This window comes from Pseudoalteromonas sp. NZS127 (assembly GCF_015864805.1).
In the GTDB taxonomy this organism is placed as follows: Bacteria; Pseudomonadota; Gammaproteobacteria; order Enterobacterales; family Alteromonadaceae; genus Pseudoalteromonas; species Pseudoalteromonas nigrifaciens.
The window spans coordinates 12891-28570 of the sequence record NZ_JADYWN010000007.1 but is presented as its reverse complement, the minus strand read 5'-3'; the positions used below and the strand labels follow the sequence as shown (position 1 = coordinate 28570).

Sequence of the window (15680 nt, the reverse complement as noted above, 5' to 3'; positions counted from 1 at the left end):
ATATAATGTAGCGAGTGCCACTGCAATGCACTCTTAACTAATAATTAATTACGCTCAACAACAGTTATAACATTTGTATTTAGGCGATAATTATAGCAAAATTTAACTCTTTGTTTAATTCTAAGCGAACACTTTGCAAATAGCGTGTCCTTGTTGCGACTATATTATTGAGGTCCCCCTGGTTGAGGCTAAAAATGTCGCAACGTGCCCCCATTGCGGGCATAAGGTTTCTGACTCAGATACAGATCACGACAGCCGAGTTGTAGCCCTGAGCTTTAGTGCCTTGTTAATGCTACTCAGCAGCATGTTTTATCCTTTTATTTCGTTTAGCAGCAGCGGTATTACGCAAACTATAACCTTGCCCGATGCCGCGCGTATTTTATTTAATTACGATAGTAACTTGTTAGGGCTATTTATTGATTTAAGTATTATAGCCCTGCCTATGAGCTTACTTATTATACTAATACCATTACATTTAGGCGCGCTTAGAGCGCTACCTCAAGGTATTGCTCGACGATTATTAAAATTTACCCTAGCGCTTGAACCTTGGATTATGTCGGAGATTTTTCTCATTGGCGTACTTGTCAGTATGGTTAAAATAATGTCTCTCGCGGATATTAGTTTTGGGGTGAGCTTTTGGGCTTATGTGGGCTTTGTTATTTTATATATTAGTGCGTTAACACATTTAAACCGCCCCCGCTTGTGGGCACAAATTGGCCCAGTAGAAAAACTTGAAAATATAAACCTTACTCACCGCGCCATTGATAACGATATAAAAGCTTGCCATGTGTGCCATCAACTATGCACGCAAAGTGTTTGTAATCGTTGCCATAGTAAAACCTATCTTAGAAACCCCAACAGTGTACAAAAAGCTACGGCTTGGTTAATTACCTCTATTATTTGCTATATTCCAGCCAATGTTTTACCCATTATGTATACCACCAGTTTAGGTGATGAAAGCCCTTCAACCTTAATTGCTGGTGTTATTGCACTGTGGCAAAATGGCTCATACCCTATTGCCATGATTATATTTATTGCCAGTGTTGTAGTCCCACTTGCAAAGGCTTTAGTATTGAGCTTTTTGTGCTTTATGGTTGCCAAACCCGCAAATGATCACACCATAGGGTATACACGTATTTATCAACTAACTGAATTTATTGGGAAATGGTCTATGATTGATGTGTTTGTTGTGGCCATTTTAGTTGCTTTGGTACAATTGGGTAACTTAATGTCGGTAACGCCCGGCTTAGGCGTTGCCTTTTTTACTGTTATGGTACTATGTCAAATGATGGCAGCTCACGCCTTTGACCCACGTTTGCTATGGGATTCACCTAAAAATAATAACGCAGAGAATAATGCATGACCGAAACCGCTAATATTACACAAAAATCAAAAATTTCTGCAATTTGGATTATTCCCGTTATTGCCCTGTTTGTGGGTGTTTGGATGCTTTATCAATACCAAACTAATTTAGGCCCCACTATTTATATAACCATGCCACAAGCGGAGGGGATAGTTGCGGGAAAAACCGAGATTAAAGTACGCAGTGTTAAAATTGGCCAAATAGATCATGTGCGTTTATCCGACTCGCAAGACAGTGTTATTGCCCGCGCTCAAATAGATAAAAACTACGATAACTTACTCACCGAAGATGCCAAAATTTGGGTGGTAAAACCGCGTATAGATGAAACCGGCATTAGTGGCATGAGTACGCTTTTATCAGGTGTATATTTAGAGTTTTCGCCTGGAGAAAGTAAAAAGAAAAAAGAAAAGTTTGAACTACAAGACGAGCCTGCCTTAATTGGTAAAGATGTTAAAGGCGGACGCTTTAAGTTATTGAGCTACAACGCTGAGGTACTTGAAGTAAGTACCGGTATATTTTTCAAAAACTATAAAATTGGGCAAATAGAAACCGCGACATTTGATTGGAAAAACCAAGCCATGAAGTACGGTATTTTTATTAAAGCACCCTACGAAAACCTGATCACCTTAAATTCTATTTTTTGGGTTAACTCTGGTATAGAAATTGACCTTTCTGCTGATGGCATAAACATTAATACCGGATCGCTTAGTAAACTTTTAAAAGGCGGTATATCGGTGGGCTTACCCGATCAACAAGCACCTGGCGATATTGCCCAAAATGAGCATAGCTTTTCGCTTAGTCAAAGCTATAAAGAAGCACTAGAAGAGCGCTTTTACGACTTTGACTACTATCTTATTGAGTTTGAGCAATCAATTCGCGGCCTGCGCGCTGGCGCTCCGGTTGAATACCGAGGAACTCGAATTGGTACAGTAGTAGAAGCCCCTGCCAATGTGATTATTAACGGCAAACCAGCTCACTTTAAAAACCAAAATACGGCTGTACCTGTGCTTATTAAAATAGAATATGGGCGCCTATACCACGATAACGATTTAGCTAAAGAGTATTGGCAAACGAGTTTAAATGGCTGGGTAAACAATGGTATGCGCGCTTCGCTTAAACCGGGTAATTTACTTACCGGTGCTGTGTATGTCGACTTTGATATTTATACAGATGCGCCTGATGCAAAACTAGAAAAACTGGCTCAATATGATGTTTTTCCAAGTATATCTAGCGGTATTACTGTATTAGCCGATCAGGTTTCTGATGTACTTAATAAGGTAAACGAGCTAAAAATCGAAGATAGCTTAGCACAAATGCAAGCCACTTTTAGCGACTACCAAGGGTTGGCCAACGACATGCGCGATTTGCTAAACCAAAAAGACACACAAAATTTACCGGGTGACTTTAATCAAAACTTCAAAAAAATGACCAAGAGTATGGAACAATTTGAAGTCACTATGCGCCAATTTGATAAAACCATGGCCAGCTACCAAGCAGGTTCGCAGTTTAATAATCAGCTACAGCAAACCTTGCAAGAGTTTAAACGTTTAAGTGAGCAGCTACAGCCGCTAACTAAAGGCCTAAATGAGCAGCCTAATATGTTTATATTTGATAAAGCATTACCCGCAGACCCAAAACCAAGGAAGCAATAATGGTTAAATCATCTTTTTTTGTTATTTTACTCGTTTTACTGCTTAGTGGTTGCAGTTCATCAATTCAAACTGCCATCGCGTATTATCAGTTTGAACAACCTATTGTTGCCTCCTCAAGAGATGTAAGTGCAACTGATGCGCAATTAAGAGTACAAACAGTTGTACTGAGGGGCGCCTTAAATAATCGCGGCATTGCTATGAAAATAGATCACAATCAAATTCATGCTGCAAACTATCACTTATGGGGTGAGTCACCTGATTCGATGCTCACCGTAAGTGCCCAACAAACACTCTTTAATGCCCTACCTAACTGGATGGTAATAAAAGGTTTACCGGTGATCACCGAGCTAGATCAACAAACTTTTTATGAATTAGAATATGAAATTCATCATTTTAATGGCGACCTACAAGGCAACGCAGATATATCTGGGCTATGGCGTTTATATTATACCCATCCCGAAACAGGCCGACGCTTATTAAGTTTGCACAATTTTGCTAATGTAACGCAACTCGACGGTGACGGCTATGATGCGCTGGTAGCAACGCTTGAAAAAACCTGGCAAGAAATCAACCTAGCAGTAGCCAAGCAAATTGAACAAACGCGGTTTAAATAATCATTACTAAAATTATTTAATGATATAAAAATAAAGAAACAACGCTGCGGCTTTCTTTATCTATTATTACTTGCCCTTGTGGCTTAAAGCCAAGCTTAATTAACACATTTTGTGATGCGCTATTATCTATTGAGGTAATGGCGCATAATTTATTAATGCCATATATACTTTTATTTTCAACTAACGCTTTTGCAGCTTCGTAAATATACCCTTGTTTTTCAAATGCTGTTAATAACGCAAATCCTATATCGGGGTGCTGCAACATTGCACGGCTATAAAAACCAACAACCCCCACTAACTGCTGATTTTTTAAAGTGATCACATAAGGGCCAAACCCTTGCGATTGGTGCGCCTCACTAAAAGCTTGCTTAATATAGGTTATAGCATCCTCAAGGGTATAAATTTTTTTATCCCCAATGTATTTTATAAAACTTTTTTGATTTACTAACTTTAATAAATCGCCAGCATCTGCTTCAACAGCATGGCGAATAATTAATCGCTCGGTATTAAATTGCCTTCGCATGTATTGTTATCCTTCTGGTTTGTAGCGTTATATTCAGCCAAATAATAAAAATGAGTCAATTAAAGCATTTATTTGTTGACTGAAGATGTAAAGCAGATTACTTTTGCGCCGATGTTTTTATAGGCATAACAAAAGCGGTTGCACTCCTTGCACCGTCTGGCGCCAAGCCAACGCATATTACTGCTGATTATTAATTTAAAATAACAGTTCCCTAGTAATATCGCGTGCAAAAGCAGTGACTTGGAAAGTGATAAGATAACTAACTTATCATCTTCTTTGTTTTTGTTAAGCAGTTTAAATTTTTAAATATGCTTTTAATTTTGTGAATACTTAAATGCTTGAACCTTCTGCGTTAAGCTTACTGCCGCCTTTAGTGGTAGTTATTTTGGCTGTAGTACTACGCCGCCCTATTTTATCTTTATTAATTGGTGCCCTTGTTGGGCTCATAATGGCTGATCCCTCGCAGGTATTGGCTAATTTTGCCAGCACCTCACTTAAAGTAATGAGTGACGAAACCATTGGCTGGTTAATATTGGTGTGTGGTGGTTTTGGTGCGTTAATCGCCTTATTAGTCCGTACCGGTGGTGCTTCTGCATTTGGTAAGTTGGCACTTAAATACACTAAGGGCAAACGCTCTTCATTATTTATGACCTTTTGCCTTGGATTAGTTATTTTTATTGATGACTATTTAAATGCGCTTACTGTGGGTGAAACCATGAAACGCATTACCGATAAATTTAAAGTAAGCCGTGAAATGCTAGCCTACGTTGTCGACTCAACTGCGGCACCAATTTGCGTACTTGTGCCCCTATCTACGTGGGCGGTATTTTTTGGTGGTTTACTCGTAGATAACGGTATTGCTGAAGAAGGCAAAGGCATTGCTGTTTACATTCAGGCTATTCCGTATATGTTTTACGCATGGTTTGCGGTACTCGTTGTGCTGTTAGTGGTACTTGGTGTGATCCCTGCTTTTGGCCCAATGAAAAAAGCAGAACAGATGGCACAAATTGAGCAAGCACAAGTCGATCCGGCGCAATACAGTGAAGTACAAACAGCAGACGAGTACGCGGTAAAAGCAGTAGAAGAAAACTTTGAAGATGCTGATCCTAAAGGTAAATTACATAACTTTTTATTGCCTATTATTTTATTAGTCGGCTTTACCGTTTACTTTGAGATAGACGTTTATAAAGGTTTACTGGCCACTATGGCTATAATTTTGCCATTTTATGCGTTACAAAAATTAATGTCGTTTAGTGAAATGATTGAACGTATGCTCGATGGATTTAAAAGTATGATACCGGCTATAGGCACGGTTATAGCCGCGTTTATATTTAAAGATGTGTGCGATTTAATTGGCTTGCCGCAATATGTTATTAATAGTTTAAGCCCATACATGACCGCGGGTTACTTGCCTGCAGTGGTATTTATTGCAATGTCTGTTTTAGCATTTGCAACGGGCTCAAGCTGGGGAATATTTGCTGTGTCTATTCCTATTGTTATGCCGCTGGCAACGGCGGTAGATGCTAATATTCCATTAGTCATTGGCGCGTTATTATCAGCATCATCATTTGGCAGCCAAGCATGTTTTTATTCAGACTCAACGGTATTAGCAGCCCAAGGCGCTGGCTGTAACTTAATGAGCCACGCTGTTACACAATTGCCTTATACGCTTATTGCTGCAGCACTTGCGGTGATAGGCTTTTTACTAATGGCTTAAGTTTTAGTGATGGCTTAAATTAACTGAAATAAATAAAAACCCCAATGTAGCAATACATTGGGGTTTATTTTTAGCTGTATAAATAAAGCTTATTTTTGTAGTTTAATACCATTGTAATAGGCATCTAGCGTGGTGATTTTTGTTTGATTTGGTAAATCGGCGAAGTCACTTTCTATAAACTTAGTCCCGCGTAATTGCACATTTAAACGTGCCGCATTAGGGTTAAGCATTGTTTGTTGGTAATAGTCTTTAATATCGCTAAGCGTTACTTTCTCAACTTCATTTATTAGTTGTTGCTTTGAATCAAAATTAAAATTTTCACGATACCAATCATTTAATAGTGGGCTCATTTCGTCACTTAAGTTTTTAGGTTGCTCTTTAAGCGATACTAACGTGGCATTTTTAAGCTGTGCAAACGTCTCTTCACTCATGTTGTCGAGCTCAACTGCATACTCTTTTTTAAACAGATCAAAACGCGTTTGTATTTCTTTTGGCCCTTTTACTGGTGTTTGAATAAACAAACCAATCGCTGAGTAATCCTCTATGGGGCGAGCTAATGCACCAACGGCATACGCAAGTTGCTCCTCGGTACGCATTTTATCAAATGCAATGGTTCTAAAATGCCCTTGTAGCACGGCAGCTTGTGCTTTTTGTTTGTAACCCGGTGTTGGATGAACTGTCATATCAACCACGGCTACATCGGCTACATCTATATCTTTTTGTAACACTATGGTTTCACCTAGTTGTGGTAACCATGCTTTACTGCGCGCAAACTCAGTGTGTTTATAGTTACTTGGCAAAATAGCACTCAGCTCGGATGCTATTGCTGCTATGTCTTGCTGGTTATAGTTACCATAACTAAATACGCGTAAATCGTTATTAGCAAAGGTGTTTTGTTTTAAAGCATTAAAATCAGCTAAAGTTAAAGTGTTGGCTGTGCTAATTAAAGTATCAGTATCAAAGCTACCGGTACGGCTTAATTTTGTATATTCAGCAAATGCTTGCGCGTAAGGAAATTGTTTTTGCTGGTTAAGTAAATTACGTTTAAAACGATCTACAGCTTGGTTAAATGCTTGCCCACTAATATCACTGTTTAACCCACTTAATGCTTGTTTAAGCAGTACATTTTGCTTATCTGTAAAGCCACTCATAGACAAAACTAAACCATTACTTGGTGCAAGGTTTACGCTCATACCTGCAATAGCAGCCTCAGTGCTTAGTTGGCTTTGCTGTATGTTGTACAGATCGGCCCAAACAGAGTATAAAACCTCCGCTTTTACATCGTTTAGCCCCGGCTGGGTATTTATATAAACTTCAACAAGTCCCTTTGGTTGCTCGGCAAATTTTTGACTTGCCTGACGCCATATTTTCACGCCATTTTTATCATAAGCAAGCTCTGGGGATTTTTGCTGTTTAAATGCTTGGGTTTTAATAGCAAAATTTTCTGGTAATAAGTTATTTACGCTCGGTAGCGCTAAATTAAACTGGCTCGCTTTGTTCCAACTTGCAACTTCCTGTGCGCTTATGTCACTAATGCGGTATTTACCGTCGTAAAAGTGAAGCTGTGAGTCGGTTTCTTCTTGCTGCGATACATACCAAATGCGTAAAGTGTCGGCATTTAATTGTTTAAGCACTTTATTTACTGAGTCTGCATCAAACTTAGCGTAATAATAAGGCGCATTAATGGCATGATTTAACGGGTAGTCTTGCATGCTTTGAGTCAATGTACTTACATAGTTAAACTCATCACCTTTTTCTAAAAACTTAAATTGATTATTTAACGAGGTACGAATTTCGTTAAAGTATTTACTATCAACGCCCTCTTTTTTAATCAATTCAATATACTGCATTATAGTCGCCACTATCGTTTCACGATTTTGCATGCCTGTATCGGTAAGCTCTACGTTAACGTTTAACGACCCGTAGTTGCCATAGTGGGTTGGCACTGCCGATGCTGACAATTGCGATACCCACCCCTTATCACGTAATATTTGCGCTGGACTGCCAGGCATTTCATTACTTAATAAGTAGGCCACAAAGCGATTAGGCTTGAGTGCAAATTCGTTATTGTTATTGCTAATGGTAAAATCAAGTTGTAACTGTTTTACATCTTCATTAGGGGCATAAAACACGCGCTTACCACCGGCATTATCAAAGTTAAGCTTGGCGGTTACTGTTGGTTTTTCGATGTTTTTATTTTTAATATCAGCAAAGTATTTTTGTGCTTTTTGCTCCATTGCCGCAATTGGCAAATTAGAAATAAGCGCTACTTTCATAATATTTGAAGAGTAGTATTTATTATAAAAATCAACTGTTTCTTTGTGTAATGAGCTGCCTTCTTTGTCACCTAAGGTTTCTAGGTTGCCAATTAAAAAACGGTTAGCTGGGTGGTCACCCATCATTTTACGCGCTAGTTTAAACTGCCCAAAAAAGTCCATTTCGCGGCGCATTGACCACTCTGCATTTACTGCATTTTTTTCTTTGTCTGTGTATTCAGGGTATAACTTGGGTGCTTTAAAAAAATCAGCAAAACGATCTAACCCTTCATCAAACGCATCGTTGTTAATTTTAAACATATAGTTGGTAATATCGAGCCAAGTATAGGCGTTGTGTGCGCCACCATTTTTGGTCATAAAGTCAGAGTACCCTTTAGTATCTGGGTAGCGCTCTGTGCCTAAAAACAGCATATGCTCTAAATAATGGGCCATGCCTTGTTGGCTCATTGGGTCATGTAATAAACCCACTCCAACACTTAATGCCGCGGCTGATTTTTCAGCACTGGGGTCTGATACTAAAATAACTTCAATGTCGTTAGCTAATTTAAGCGTTTTATATTCGCGATTATCATTAGGGCTTACAACCAGCGAGTCTGATAATAAAACAGTTTGAGGTGCTTGAGATACAGATGATGTATTTGAACAACCGCTTAGTACAGCAAGTGCAATGGCACTAAAGCCAATAATTTTTTTCATTTTATTTCCATTAAAAGTATGTCGCAACTGCGATCTACGCTTATTTAAAAAGCTATTTACAGCCTAAATTAACATTTTAGATTAATGTTTTGCCACAATTTATCCGTTAATTGTGTAACACATTGTGAAAAACACCTTCATACTGCAACTAATTCAAATAATAATAAGGAAAAACCATGGAAAAGTTGATCATTTTAGCTATGTTCGCCCAAGTTTTACTCTCACTCATTGTAATGATTATTATGGGTAAAAGACGTTTTGCCGCAGCTAAAAATAAACACATCAATTTAACCGACTTTGCCACTATGCGTTTAGATAATGCAGGTGACAATGTGCGTGTTGCTGATAGAAACTTTACCAATCAATTTGAAATACCCGTGTTGTTTTATGCTGGGTGCTTACTTGCAATGCAACTCAATAGTGCAAGCATTCTGGTGGCTGTTTTAGCTTGGCTGTTTGTGATTTCGCGTATTTTACATAGCGTTGTTCACTTAGGCAGTAATAAAATAAGAATACGCTTTAATCTATTCTTAATAGGCTGTGGCAGTGTATTTGCGTTATGGCTGGTAATAATTTGGCGGGTATTACTGTTTTAACTCTTACATTAAACAACTAAAAACCCCGCTATTTAACACCCATAGCGGGGTTTCTTTATTTTAAGTATTTGTTATTTAGCGCGTTTTAAACGTGGTAACACTAATAATAAAGCCCCTAGTAACCAAGCCATACTACCGCTTGAATCATTACTCATTTTACCTATCAACGTATTTTCAACCGGTGATAAATCGTGTGCGGTATTAGGGTCGTCATCCAACACATACATATTATCAATGCTTACAAGGTTCACATTACTGATCGTTGCACATTGATCTTTAGTGATGCCAACTACTGGTACTTCCTCACAGTGTACTAAAGCTGCAATTTTATCTAAAGTCGCTTGGCTGTCATCCATAATTTGACCGAACACGGTAAAGCCACCATTTTGCGTATCTAATTTAGGATTACCTGCACTATTATCCTTTAAGTTAAAGAACCATTGGCTGGTTGCACTATTAGGGTTTCCACCTAATTTAGCCATGGCAATCGTGCCTTTAACATTAGAGTAAATAGGTTCGTTAATGACTGCTGGCTTGGTTGTAATTCGATCAAAACCATCAGAGTAGGTAAAACCGCCCCCTTGAATAATAAAATCTTTTACTGAGCGATGAATAACAGTTTGATTATAAGCTGCATCGCCAACATAACTTAAAAAATTAGCGACCGTTTTAGGTGTTTGTTGATCAAATAAGTTTACTTTGATAATACCTTGACTGGTTTTAATTTCGACAATAGTTGCTGAGCTGGCAAAGCTTACTGCGCTAAGTAACGAGGCTAATAAAAGCTTTTTCATCGTTTTTCCCTATTATTATTTTATTTAAGTGTAGAGTTTAGTGATACTTAGAGTAATGCGAGTAAGACTAAAAATCGACTGCAAAATAGCCCCTGATACAATTCAAACCAAGTCGGTTACAACTTAATTACATTTCATCACCTTCCTACTGAACTTATCCTTGTAAAAACGCTGTTTAATGAAAATGCACTTATAAATTGTTTTATTTTTGTTATGATTCCTCTGCAAATTCGTAAATGGAGAATTGTAATGTCAGAAAAAAACAACCAAATTTGTGATTTTGGTTTACATAAGGGAGAGCCCTACACACGCTTACCTGCTAGTTTTTTAATCTGGATGGTAGGTATTAATCATCAAAAAGCCAGATATGCCAGCGAAGAGCTAAAACGTAGAGAGTTAGCTGCTACTAAAAAATTAAAGTGTGATTAAAGAATGTAAAAGTGTGTTTTTGTAGCAAACTAGTTAAACTATGCGCCAATAAACGTAAGTGCTTTTAATCAATAGGTGTTTTATGCGCATAATTTTTTTGTTTGTCATTGCTTTTAGTCTACTTGGGTGTAGTACTACACTCACTAGCCCCGCCCCACAATATTTAACCGTACTGCATACTAACGATAACCATGGTCGCTTTTGGCACAATGAAAAAGGTGAGTATGGCATGGCTGCCCGTAAAACCCTGATTGACTCGCTACGCAATAAAGCAATCGCGCAGGGGCATACAGTACTGCTGCTCTCAGGTGGCGATATAAATACCGGCATTCCAGAGTCAGATTTACAATACGCTGAGCCTGACTTTAAAGGTATGTCGTTAATTGGTTATGATGCGATGGCCCTTGGAAATCATGAATTTGATAACCCGATGAGCGTGCTTAAAAAGCAACAGCAATGGGCTAACTTTCCTTTTTTATCGGCAAATATATTTGAAAAATCGACCGGTAAAAATGTATTTGATAGCTATAAAGTATTTAATAAAAATGGGCTGAGTATTGCTGTTATAGGTTTAACCACCACTGATACAGCCAAAATAGGTAATCCCGAATATATTCGCCAATTAGAGTTTAAAGATCCAATCGAAATCACGGCACAATTAGCACAAAAAATTAAAGCACAATATAACCCCGACATTACTATTGCGCTCACTCATATGGGGCATTATGTGGATGCCAGCCACGCAATTAATGCGCCTGGAGATGTAACACTTGCGCGCTCACTGCCAACTAACACCTTAGATATGATCATCGGTGGTCACTCTCAAGAGCCTGTATGTATGGCGGCTAAAAACGTAAATGACGATAACTTTAAACCCGGCCTAGCCTGCACGCCCGATCAACAAAATGGCACTTGGATAATGCAAGCCCACGAATGGGGTAAATATGTTGGTAAAGCCGAGTTTAAGCTTGAAAATGGCCAGCTAACCCTCTTAAATTATAAACTGCTACCCGTTAATTTATATGTTGATAAACAACACCCGGATGGCACAACGTCGAGTGTATTAGCTAACGAGTACATTACACCTAACCCACAGTTAAACGCATTTTTAGCCGAGTATCAGGAAAAAGGCGCTAAACAAATTGAAGGTAAAATTGGTTATGTAAATGCCAGACTTGAGGGCGATCGTAATAAAGTACGCTACCAACAAACAAATTTAGCTCGCGTTATTATTCAAGCGCAAATGAACAGTACCGATGCTGACTTTGGTATTATGAGTGGCGGCGGTGTACGCGACAGTATTGCTGCAGGCGAAGTAAGTTATAAAGATATTTTAAAAGCCCAACCGTTTCAAAATCGAGTGGCTTATATCGATATTGCAGGAGAAGATTTATGGCAATATTTAGAAGTTGTAACGCGTTTCCCGCCTGATTCAGGCGCTTACATGCAGTACCACAAATTATCGTTTGAGCATAAAAACAACACCTTAGTAAAGGTATTAATAAATGGGCAAGCATTAGATAAAAGTAAAACTTACCGTATGAGCATTAATAACTTTAACGCCTCAGGTGGTGATGGCTACCCTGCACTAACCACAGCAAAAGGTTTTGTAGTTACTGATGAAACAGACTCTAACGCATTGAAGCGTTTTTTTGCAGAGCACAGCCCAATAGATGCGGCCCAGTTTGCCCCTAAATAATCTATATTTTGGAGATAGTAGGAACGAGGGTCTGTTGACCTTTGCGGATTAAAATTTGTTCAAACTAGGGGCGATTTAATCACGGCGTGAGGTTTGTAACCTAGTGGGCTCGATAACTGCTCCTGCATTATTCTACTGGCTTACATTCATGTAAGAATAAGTAAAAAAACCAAGCAAAGCTTCCGCGTCCTGCTCACGCCCCTTACCTACATCCATGTAGGCAACAAAGAGTCAATCGCCCCTAGGCAGAACCCTTCGGGCAGCGCATGTTTGGCATTGATGCTACGTTATCGCCTATTTATGGGGAATAACCACATCACATAGGCTCTGCCTTGCCTAAATACCAAACATACTGCTGCAAATTCAACCTTGAAAGATAAACAGACCCTAATATTACTTGCCTACTATTTCTAAATCGCCTTTAACAATATTAACTAACCCGTAACTGTGTAGCCGCGAACGAGAACCCTCTCCAAATGCCTTAGGCGGATAAAAAATTTCTTTTTGTTGCGGGTATTCACTCAACACTTCATCTAACGCCGCGCGTATTTCGCTCAATGTTTTTTCAAGGCTATTATTAAAGTTAGGGCGCTTGCGGATCGTGTGTCCCAGCTCTACTAATCGATAAAAATATTTATTAGCTAATTCAATTAGCTCATCAGGTACATCTTTATTATGGCTGAGCACAACATCGCTATTATTGTTACAAAATTCAATAAGCGCTAAATAAAAGCTAAGTGGTTTATTTGCTAAACATACTTGGTATTGCGGATTAATATTAACTGACACCGTCTTAGTATTTAGATTAATAACTAACACGGGTGATTTACTTTCCTCAACAGGTTCAGGCTGCAGCGTAGCTAATTGCTTACTTTTTTGCTCTATTGTAATAACCGTTTTCAGCCAGTGGCTAATAAAAGCACTTAAAATAAAAATAGCGACATAATAATAAATATAACGCCACGGCCATGGCTGTGGTTTTATATCAAAAACTAAAAAAACAGGGCCAATACTGGTCGTTAAACGCGTAAAAAACTGCGCTCCGGTTAATGTGGTTGATAGCTTTTTTTCAGCGAAAATATTTAACAATAATAAATTAGTGCCGATTAGTTGCGAATTTAACTGCTCTAAATAACTATTTATATTATCTATATTACTGGAGTACTTAAGCAGTTCATTAGATAGCTCGAGTAAAGGTAAATCCAACGCTACCTGTTTTTCTATCGTGGCTATATTAAGCTTTTGCACTTGCTGCTGTTTATAGCTTACTGAGTAATAAAATACGCTACAAAGTAATAAAAAAATGAATAGCGTAATAAATGAAAATAACTGCTTACTCATATTTCATCTCGCTTATAAGTTACAACGTCATTATCACACTGCCAAAATGACTGCGCACCTTTATAGTAATGAAGAGATTGCTCTTGCGACATGGCTAATAAATGCGCCTGTACCGAGCACAATAAATCGGTATTATTATGTGGCATTTTTAAATACCAACGCGTGCCTGCAATGTTATTTTTTAGTGGTGTAATATAGTTTTTTGAAAAGCGGTTTGTATCACTTTCTTGCCAAAACGAAGCTATAATATCTACTTTTCCGTTAGCCAATAAATCACGTAAGGCATCATGAGAGCTGGCATAAATAATATTTAAGTTTTCGAGGTTAATATCCAACTCTTTAAATACTTGCTTGGGCAATGTATGGCCTGAGCGACTGGTTGGATAATCTAATAATCCAATACGCTTACCCAAAAAGTACTCTTTTGTTATTTTAGGTTTTTCTTTAGCCGAAATAAAAAATGCAGTGTAATCAGAAAACCCAACTACAGGTTGGTAGTTATAGGTAGTCTCGGCTTTAAATGCATCCATAATATTGTTTTTAGTTAAAATGAGATCGGCAATGCCTTTTCCTACAAATTCAAAGCTCTCAGTCGTGTTATAGCGCCAGTAACTTACAACCGAACCGTACTGCTTAGCTACCACCTCATCGGTACACAAGCTATGTGCTAATGTACCTGCTATTTTTTTTGATGGTGCAAAAATGATTAACTGGTTTTCATTTTTAATTGCAGATGTTTGGCATTCAATTGATGTTTCTATTAATTTTACAAAGCGTAACTCACTGCTATCAACACTTAGTTGACCGCACACCCACACCAAAACAATTAACAAATATAAAAATACAATTAACAGAATTTTATTGTAAATGACGCATTTAATGTTCAAACAAAACATCCTAATATTATTATTAGCCTATTTGAACAATTTTAATTACTTATTGCAATAAGTAATTTTACCCATTAACTATAAGCAGCTGATTTAATTAATTTACCTACAAGTTAATATGAATATTCTTAACGCCTTCCTATCCTCCAAATAAACAAGGACAATTGACCGGATTAGTGATTTTGACCCTATAATAATTTGAAGGAAACCAAATGCGTAACAACTTAATGTCCTCAGTTAAAGCAACGCTGGTCGTCAGCGCTGTATTTGTTTGTACTAATGCTCATGCATGGGGTCAAAATGGACACAGGATCATAGCTAAAATTGCAGAGTCTCACCTTAGTGAAACAACAAAAACAAAACTTTTGCCGTTATTAAATAATGAATCTTTAGCACAAGTGTCTACTTGGCCAGATGAAATGCGCTCTGCTCCTGGTGAGTTTTGGCAAAGAAAATCATCACGCTGGCATTATATTAATACATCTGCAAACAAACCTATTTCACTCAATCATTCTCATACAAAAAATAAAGAATCTGTTACCAACATTCTTGAAGGTATTCATTACTCAATTAAAGTACTTCAAGACGAGCAAAGTTCATTAGATGCTAAGCAGTTTAGCTTACGCTTTTTAGTACACCTGGTAGGCGACAGCCATCAACCTTTTCATGCTGGGCGTGCAGATGACCGTGGTGGTAACAATATTAAAGTGAAGCACTTTGGTCAAGAAACCAACCTACACAGTTTGTGGGACAGTAAGTTAATTGAAGGCGAAAACCTCTCATACACTGAATTTGCTGACTTTATCAATACTAATAATCAAACTTTAATTAGTGAGTACCTAACCAGTACCCCTACTAGTTGGTTAGTAGAATCAAACAACTTAGCAGAATCAATTTATAATAAAAATGAAACAAATATTAGCTACAGCTACATTTTCGACCATATGCCAATAATTAAAACTCGGCTGCAACAAGGCGGAATAAGACTCGCTGGTTTATTAAATAGTTTATTTGATGAATCAGCAACACCGTTAGTCAGTGCACTTAAGATGCAAACTAGCGAAAAAACAACTAACTAAGTAACTTTTAATAC

General features: G+C 38.0%; 13 protein-coding genes. 8 read left to right on the top strand and 5 right to left on the bottom strand.

The window, feature by feature from the left end; translation table 11 throughout:
* Nucleotides 1-133 precede the first annotated feature (133 nt).
* From I6E78_RS08610 to I6E78_RS08600, 3 genes are read left to right on the top strand one after another with little or no spacing between them, the layout of a single operon-like run.
* On the top strand, nucleotides 134-1363 hold the full coding sequence (locus tag I6E78_RS08610; protein ID WP_197182297.1) for a paraquat-inducible protein A: 1230 nt from the start codon (nucleotides 134-136) through the stop codon (nucleotides 1361-1363).
* Nucleotides 1360-3015, top strand: coding sequence for an intermembrane transport protein PqiB (gene pqiB / locus I6E78_RS08605; RefSeq protein WP_179807142.1), 1656 nt, complete (start codon nucleotides 1360-1362; stop codon nucleotides 3013-3015). Before I6E78_RS08610 ends, pqiB begins: the two co-directional genes overlap by 4 nt.
* Complete coding sequence (locus I6E78_RS08600; RefSeq protein WP_011329981.1) at nucleotides 3015-3629, top strand: PqiC family protein; 615 nt, start codon at nucleotides 3015-3017, stop codon at nucleotides 3627-3629. The genes pqiB and I6E78_RS08600 overlap by 1 nt, the downstream gene beginning before the upstream one ends.
* A 16-nt stretch (nucleotides 3630-3645) precedes the next feature.
* Here I6E78_RS08600 and I6E78_RS08595 read toward each other — a convergent pair whose 3' ends face one another.
* On the bottom strand, nucleotides 3646-4152 hold the full coding sequence (locus I6E78_RS08595; RefSeq protein ID WP_089369217.1) for a GNAT family N-acetyltransferase: 507 nt from the start codon (nucleotides 4150-4152) through the stop codon (nucleotides 3646-3648).
* A 334-nt stretch (nucleotides 4153-4486) separates the two neighbouring features.
* Between I6E78_RS08595 and I6E78_RS08590 the strand changes: the two genes are divergently transcribed.
* The gene (locus I6E78_RS08590) at nucleotides 4487-5869 is read left to right on the top strand and encodes a Na+/H+ antiporter NhaC family protein (protein WP_011329979.1); all 1383 of its coding nucleotides are present in this window, start codon (nucleotides 4487-4489) and stop codon (nucleotides 5867-5869) included.
* Nucleotides 5870-5958: 89 nt separating this feature from the next.
* Here I6E78_RS08590 and I6E78_RS08585 read toward each other — a convergent pair whose 3' ends face one another.
* Nucleotides 5959-8841 carry an insulinase family protein gene (locus I6E78_RS08585; RefSeq protein WP_197182296.1) on the bottom strand — a complete coding sequence of 961 codons (2883 nt, stop codon included), beginning with the start codon at nucleotides 8839-8841 and terminating at the stop codon, nucleotides 5959-5961.
* 176 nt (nucleotides 8842-9017) lie between these two features.
* Here I6E78_RS08585 and I6E78_RS08580 point away from each other — a divergent pair, with 176 nt between their 5' ends.
* Nucleotides 9018-9437: an MAPEG family protein gene (locus I6E78_RS08580; RefSeq protein WP_086995727.1), complete on the top strand. Its 420-nt coding sequence runs from the start codon at nucleotides 9018-9020 to the stop codon at nucleotides 9435-9437.
* A 71-nt stretch (nucleotides 9438-9508) separates the two neighbouring features.
* Here I6E78_RS08580 and I6E78_RS08575 read toward each other — a convergent pair whose 3' ends face one another.
* The gene (locus I6E78_RS08575) at nucleotides 9509-10231 is read right to left on the bottom strand and encodes a peptidylprolyl isomerase (RefSeq protein ID WP_197182295.1); all 723 of its coding nucleotides are present in this window, start codon (nucleotides 10229-10231) and stop codon (nucleotides 9509-9511) included.
* Nucleotides 10232-10480: 249 nt separating this feature from the next.
* Here I6E78_RS08575 and I6E78_RS08570 point away from each other — a divergent pair, with 249 nt between their 5' ends.
* Together I6E78_RS08570 and ushA are read left to right on the top strand one after the other, a co-directional pair.
* Complete coding sequence (locus I6E78_RS08570) at nucleotides 10481-10660, top strand: hypothetical protein (RefSeq protein WP_041454917.1); 180 nt, start codon at nucleotides 10481-10483, stop codon at nucleotides 10658-10660.
* Between the two features lie 82 nt (nucleotides 10661-10742).
* Nucleotides 10743-12359, top strand: a complete 1617-nt coding sequence (gene ushA / locus I6E78_RS08565; protein ID WP_197182294.1) for a bifunctional UDP-sugar hydrolase/5'-nucleotidase UshA — start codon at nucleotides 10743-10745, stop codon at nucleotides 12357-12359.
* Between the two features lie 393 nt (nucleotides 12360-12752).
* Here ushA and I6E78_RS08560 read toward each other — a convergent pair whose 3' ends face one another.
* Both I6E78_RS08560 and I6E78_RS08555 read right to left on the bottom strand, forming a co-directional pair.
* Entirely contained in the window at nucleotides 12753-13700 is a 948-nt protein-coding gene (locus I6E78_RS08560; protein ID WP_197182293.1) for a hypothetical protein, read from the bottom strand.
* On the bottom strand, nucleotides 13697-14587 hold the full coding sequence (locus tag I6E78_RS08555; protein ID WP_231617964.1) for a hypothetical protein: 891 nt from the start codon (nucleotides 14585-14587) through the stop codon (nucleotides 13697-13699). Before I6E78_RS08555 ends, I6E78_RS08560 begins: the two co-directional genes overlap by 4 nt.
* Before the next feature lie 212 nt (nucleotides 14588-14799).
* Here I6E78_RS08555 and I6E78_RS08550 point away from each other — a divergent pair, with 212 nt between their 5' ends.
* Nucleotides 14800-15666 (top strand): S1/P1 nuclease, encoded by an 867-nt coding sequence (locus tag I6E78_RS08550; RefSeq protein ID WP_197182291.1) that lies wholly within the window; start codon nucleotides 14800-14802, stop codon nucleotides 15664-15666.
* Nucleotides 15667-15680: the final 14 nt, after the last annotated feature.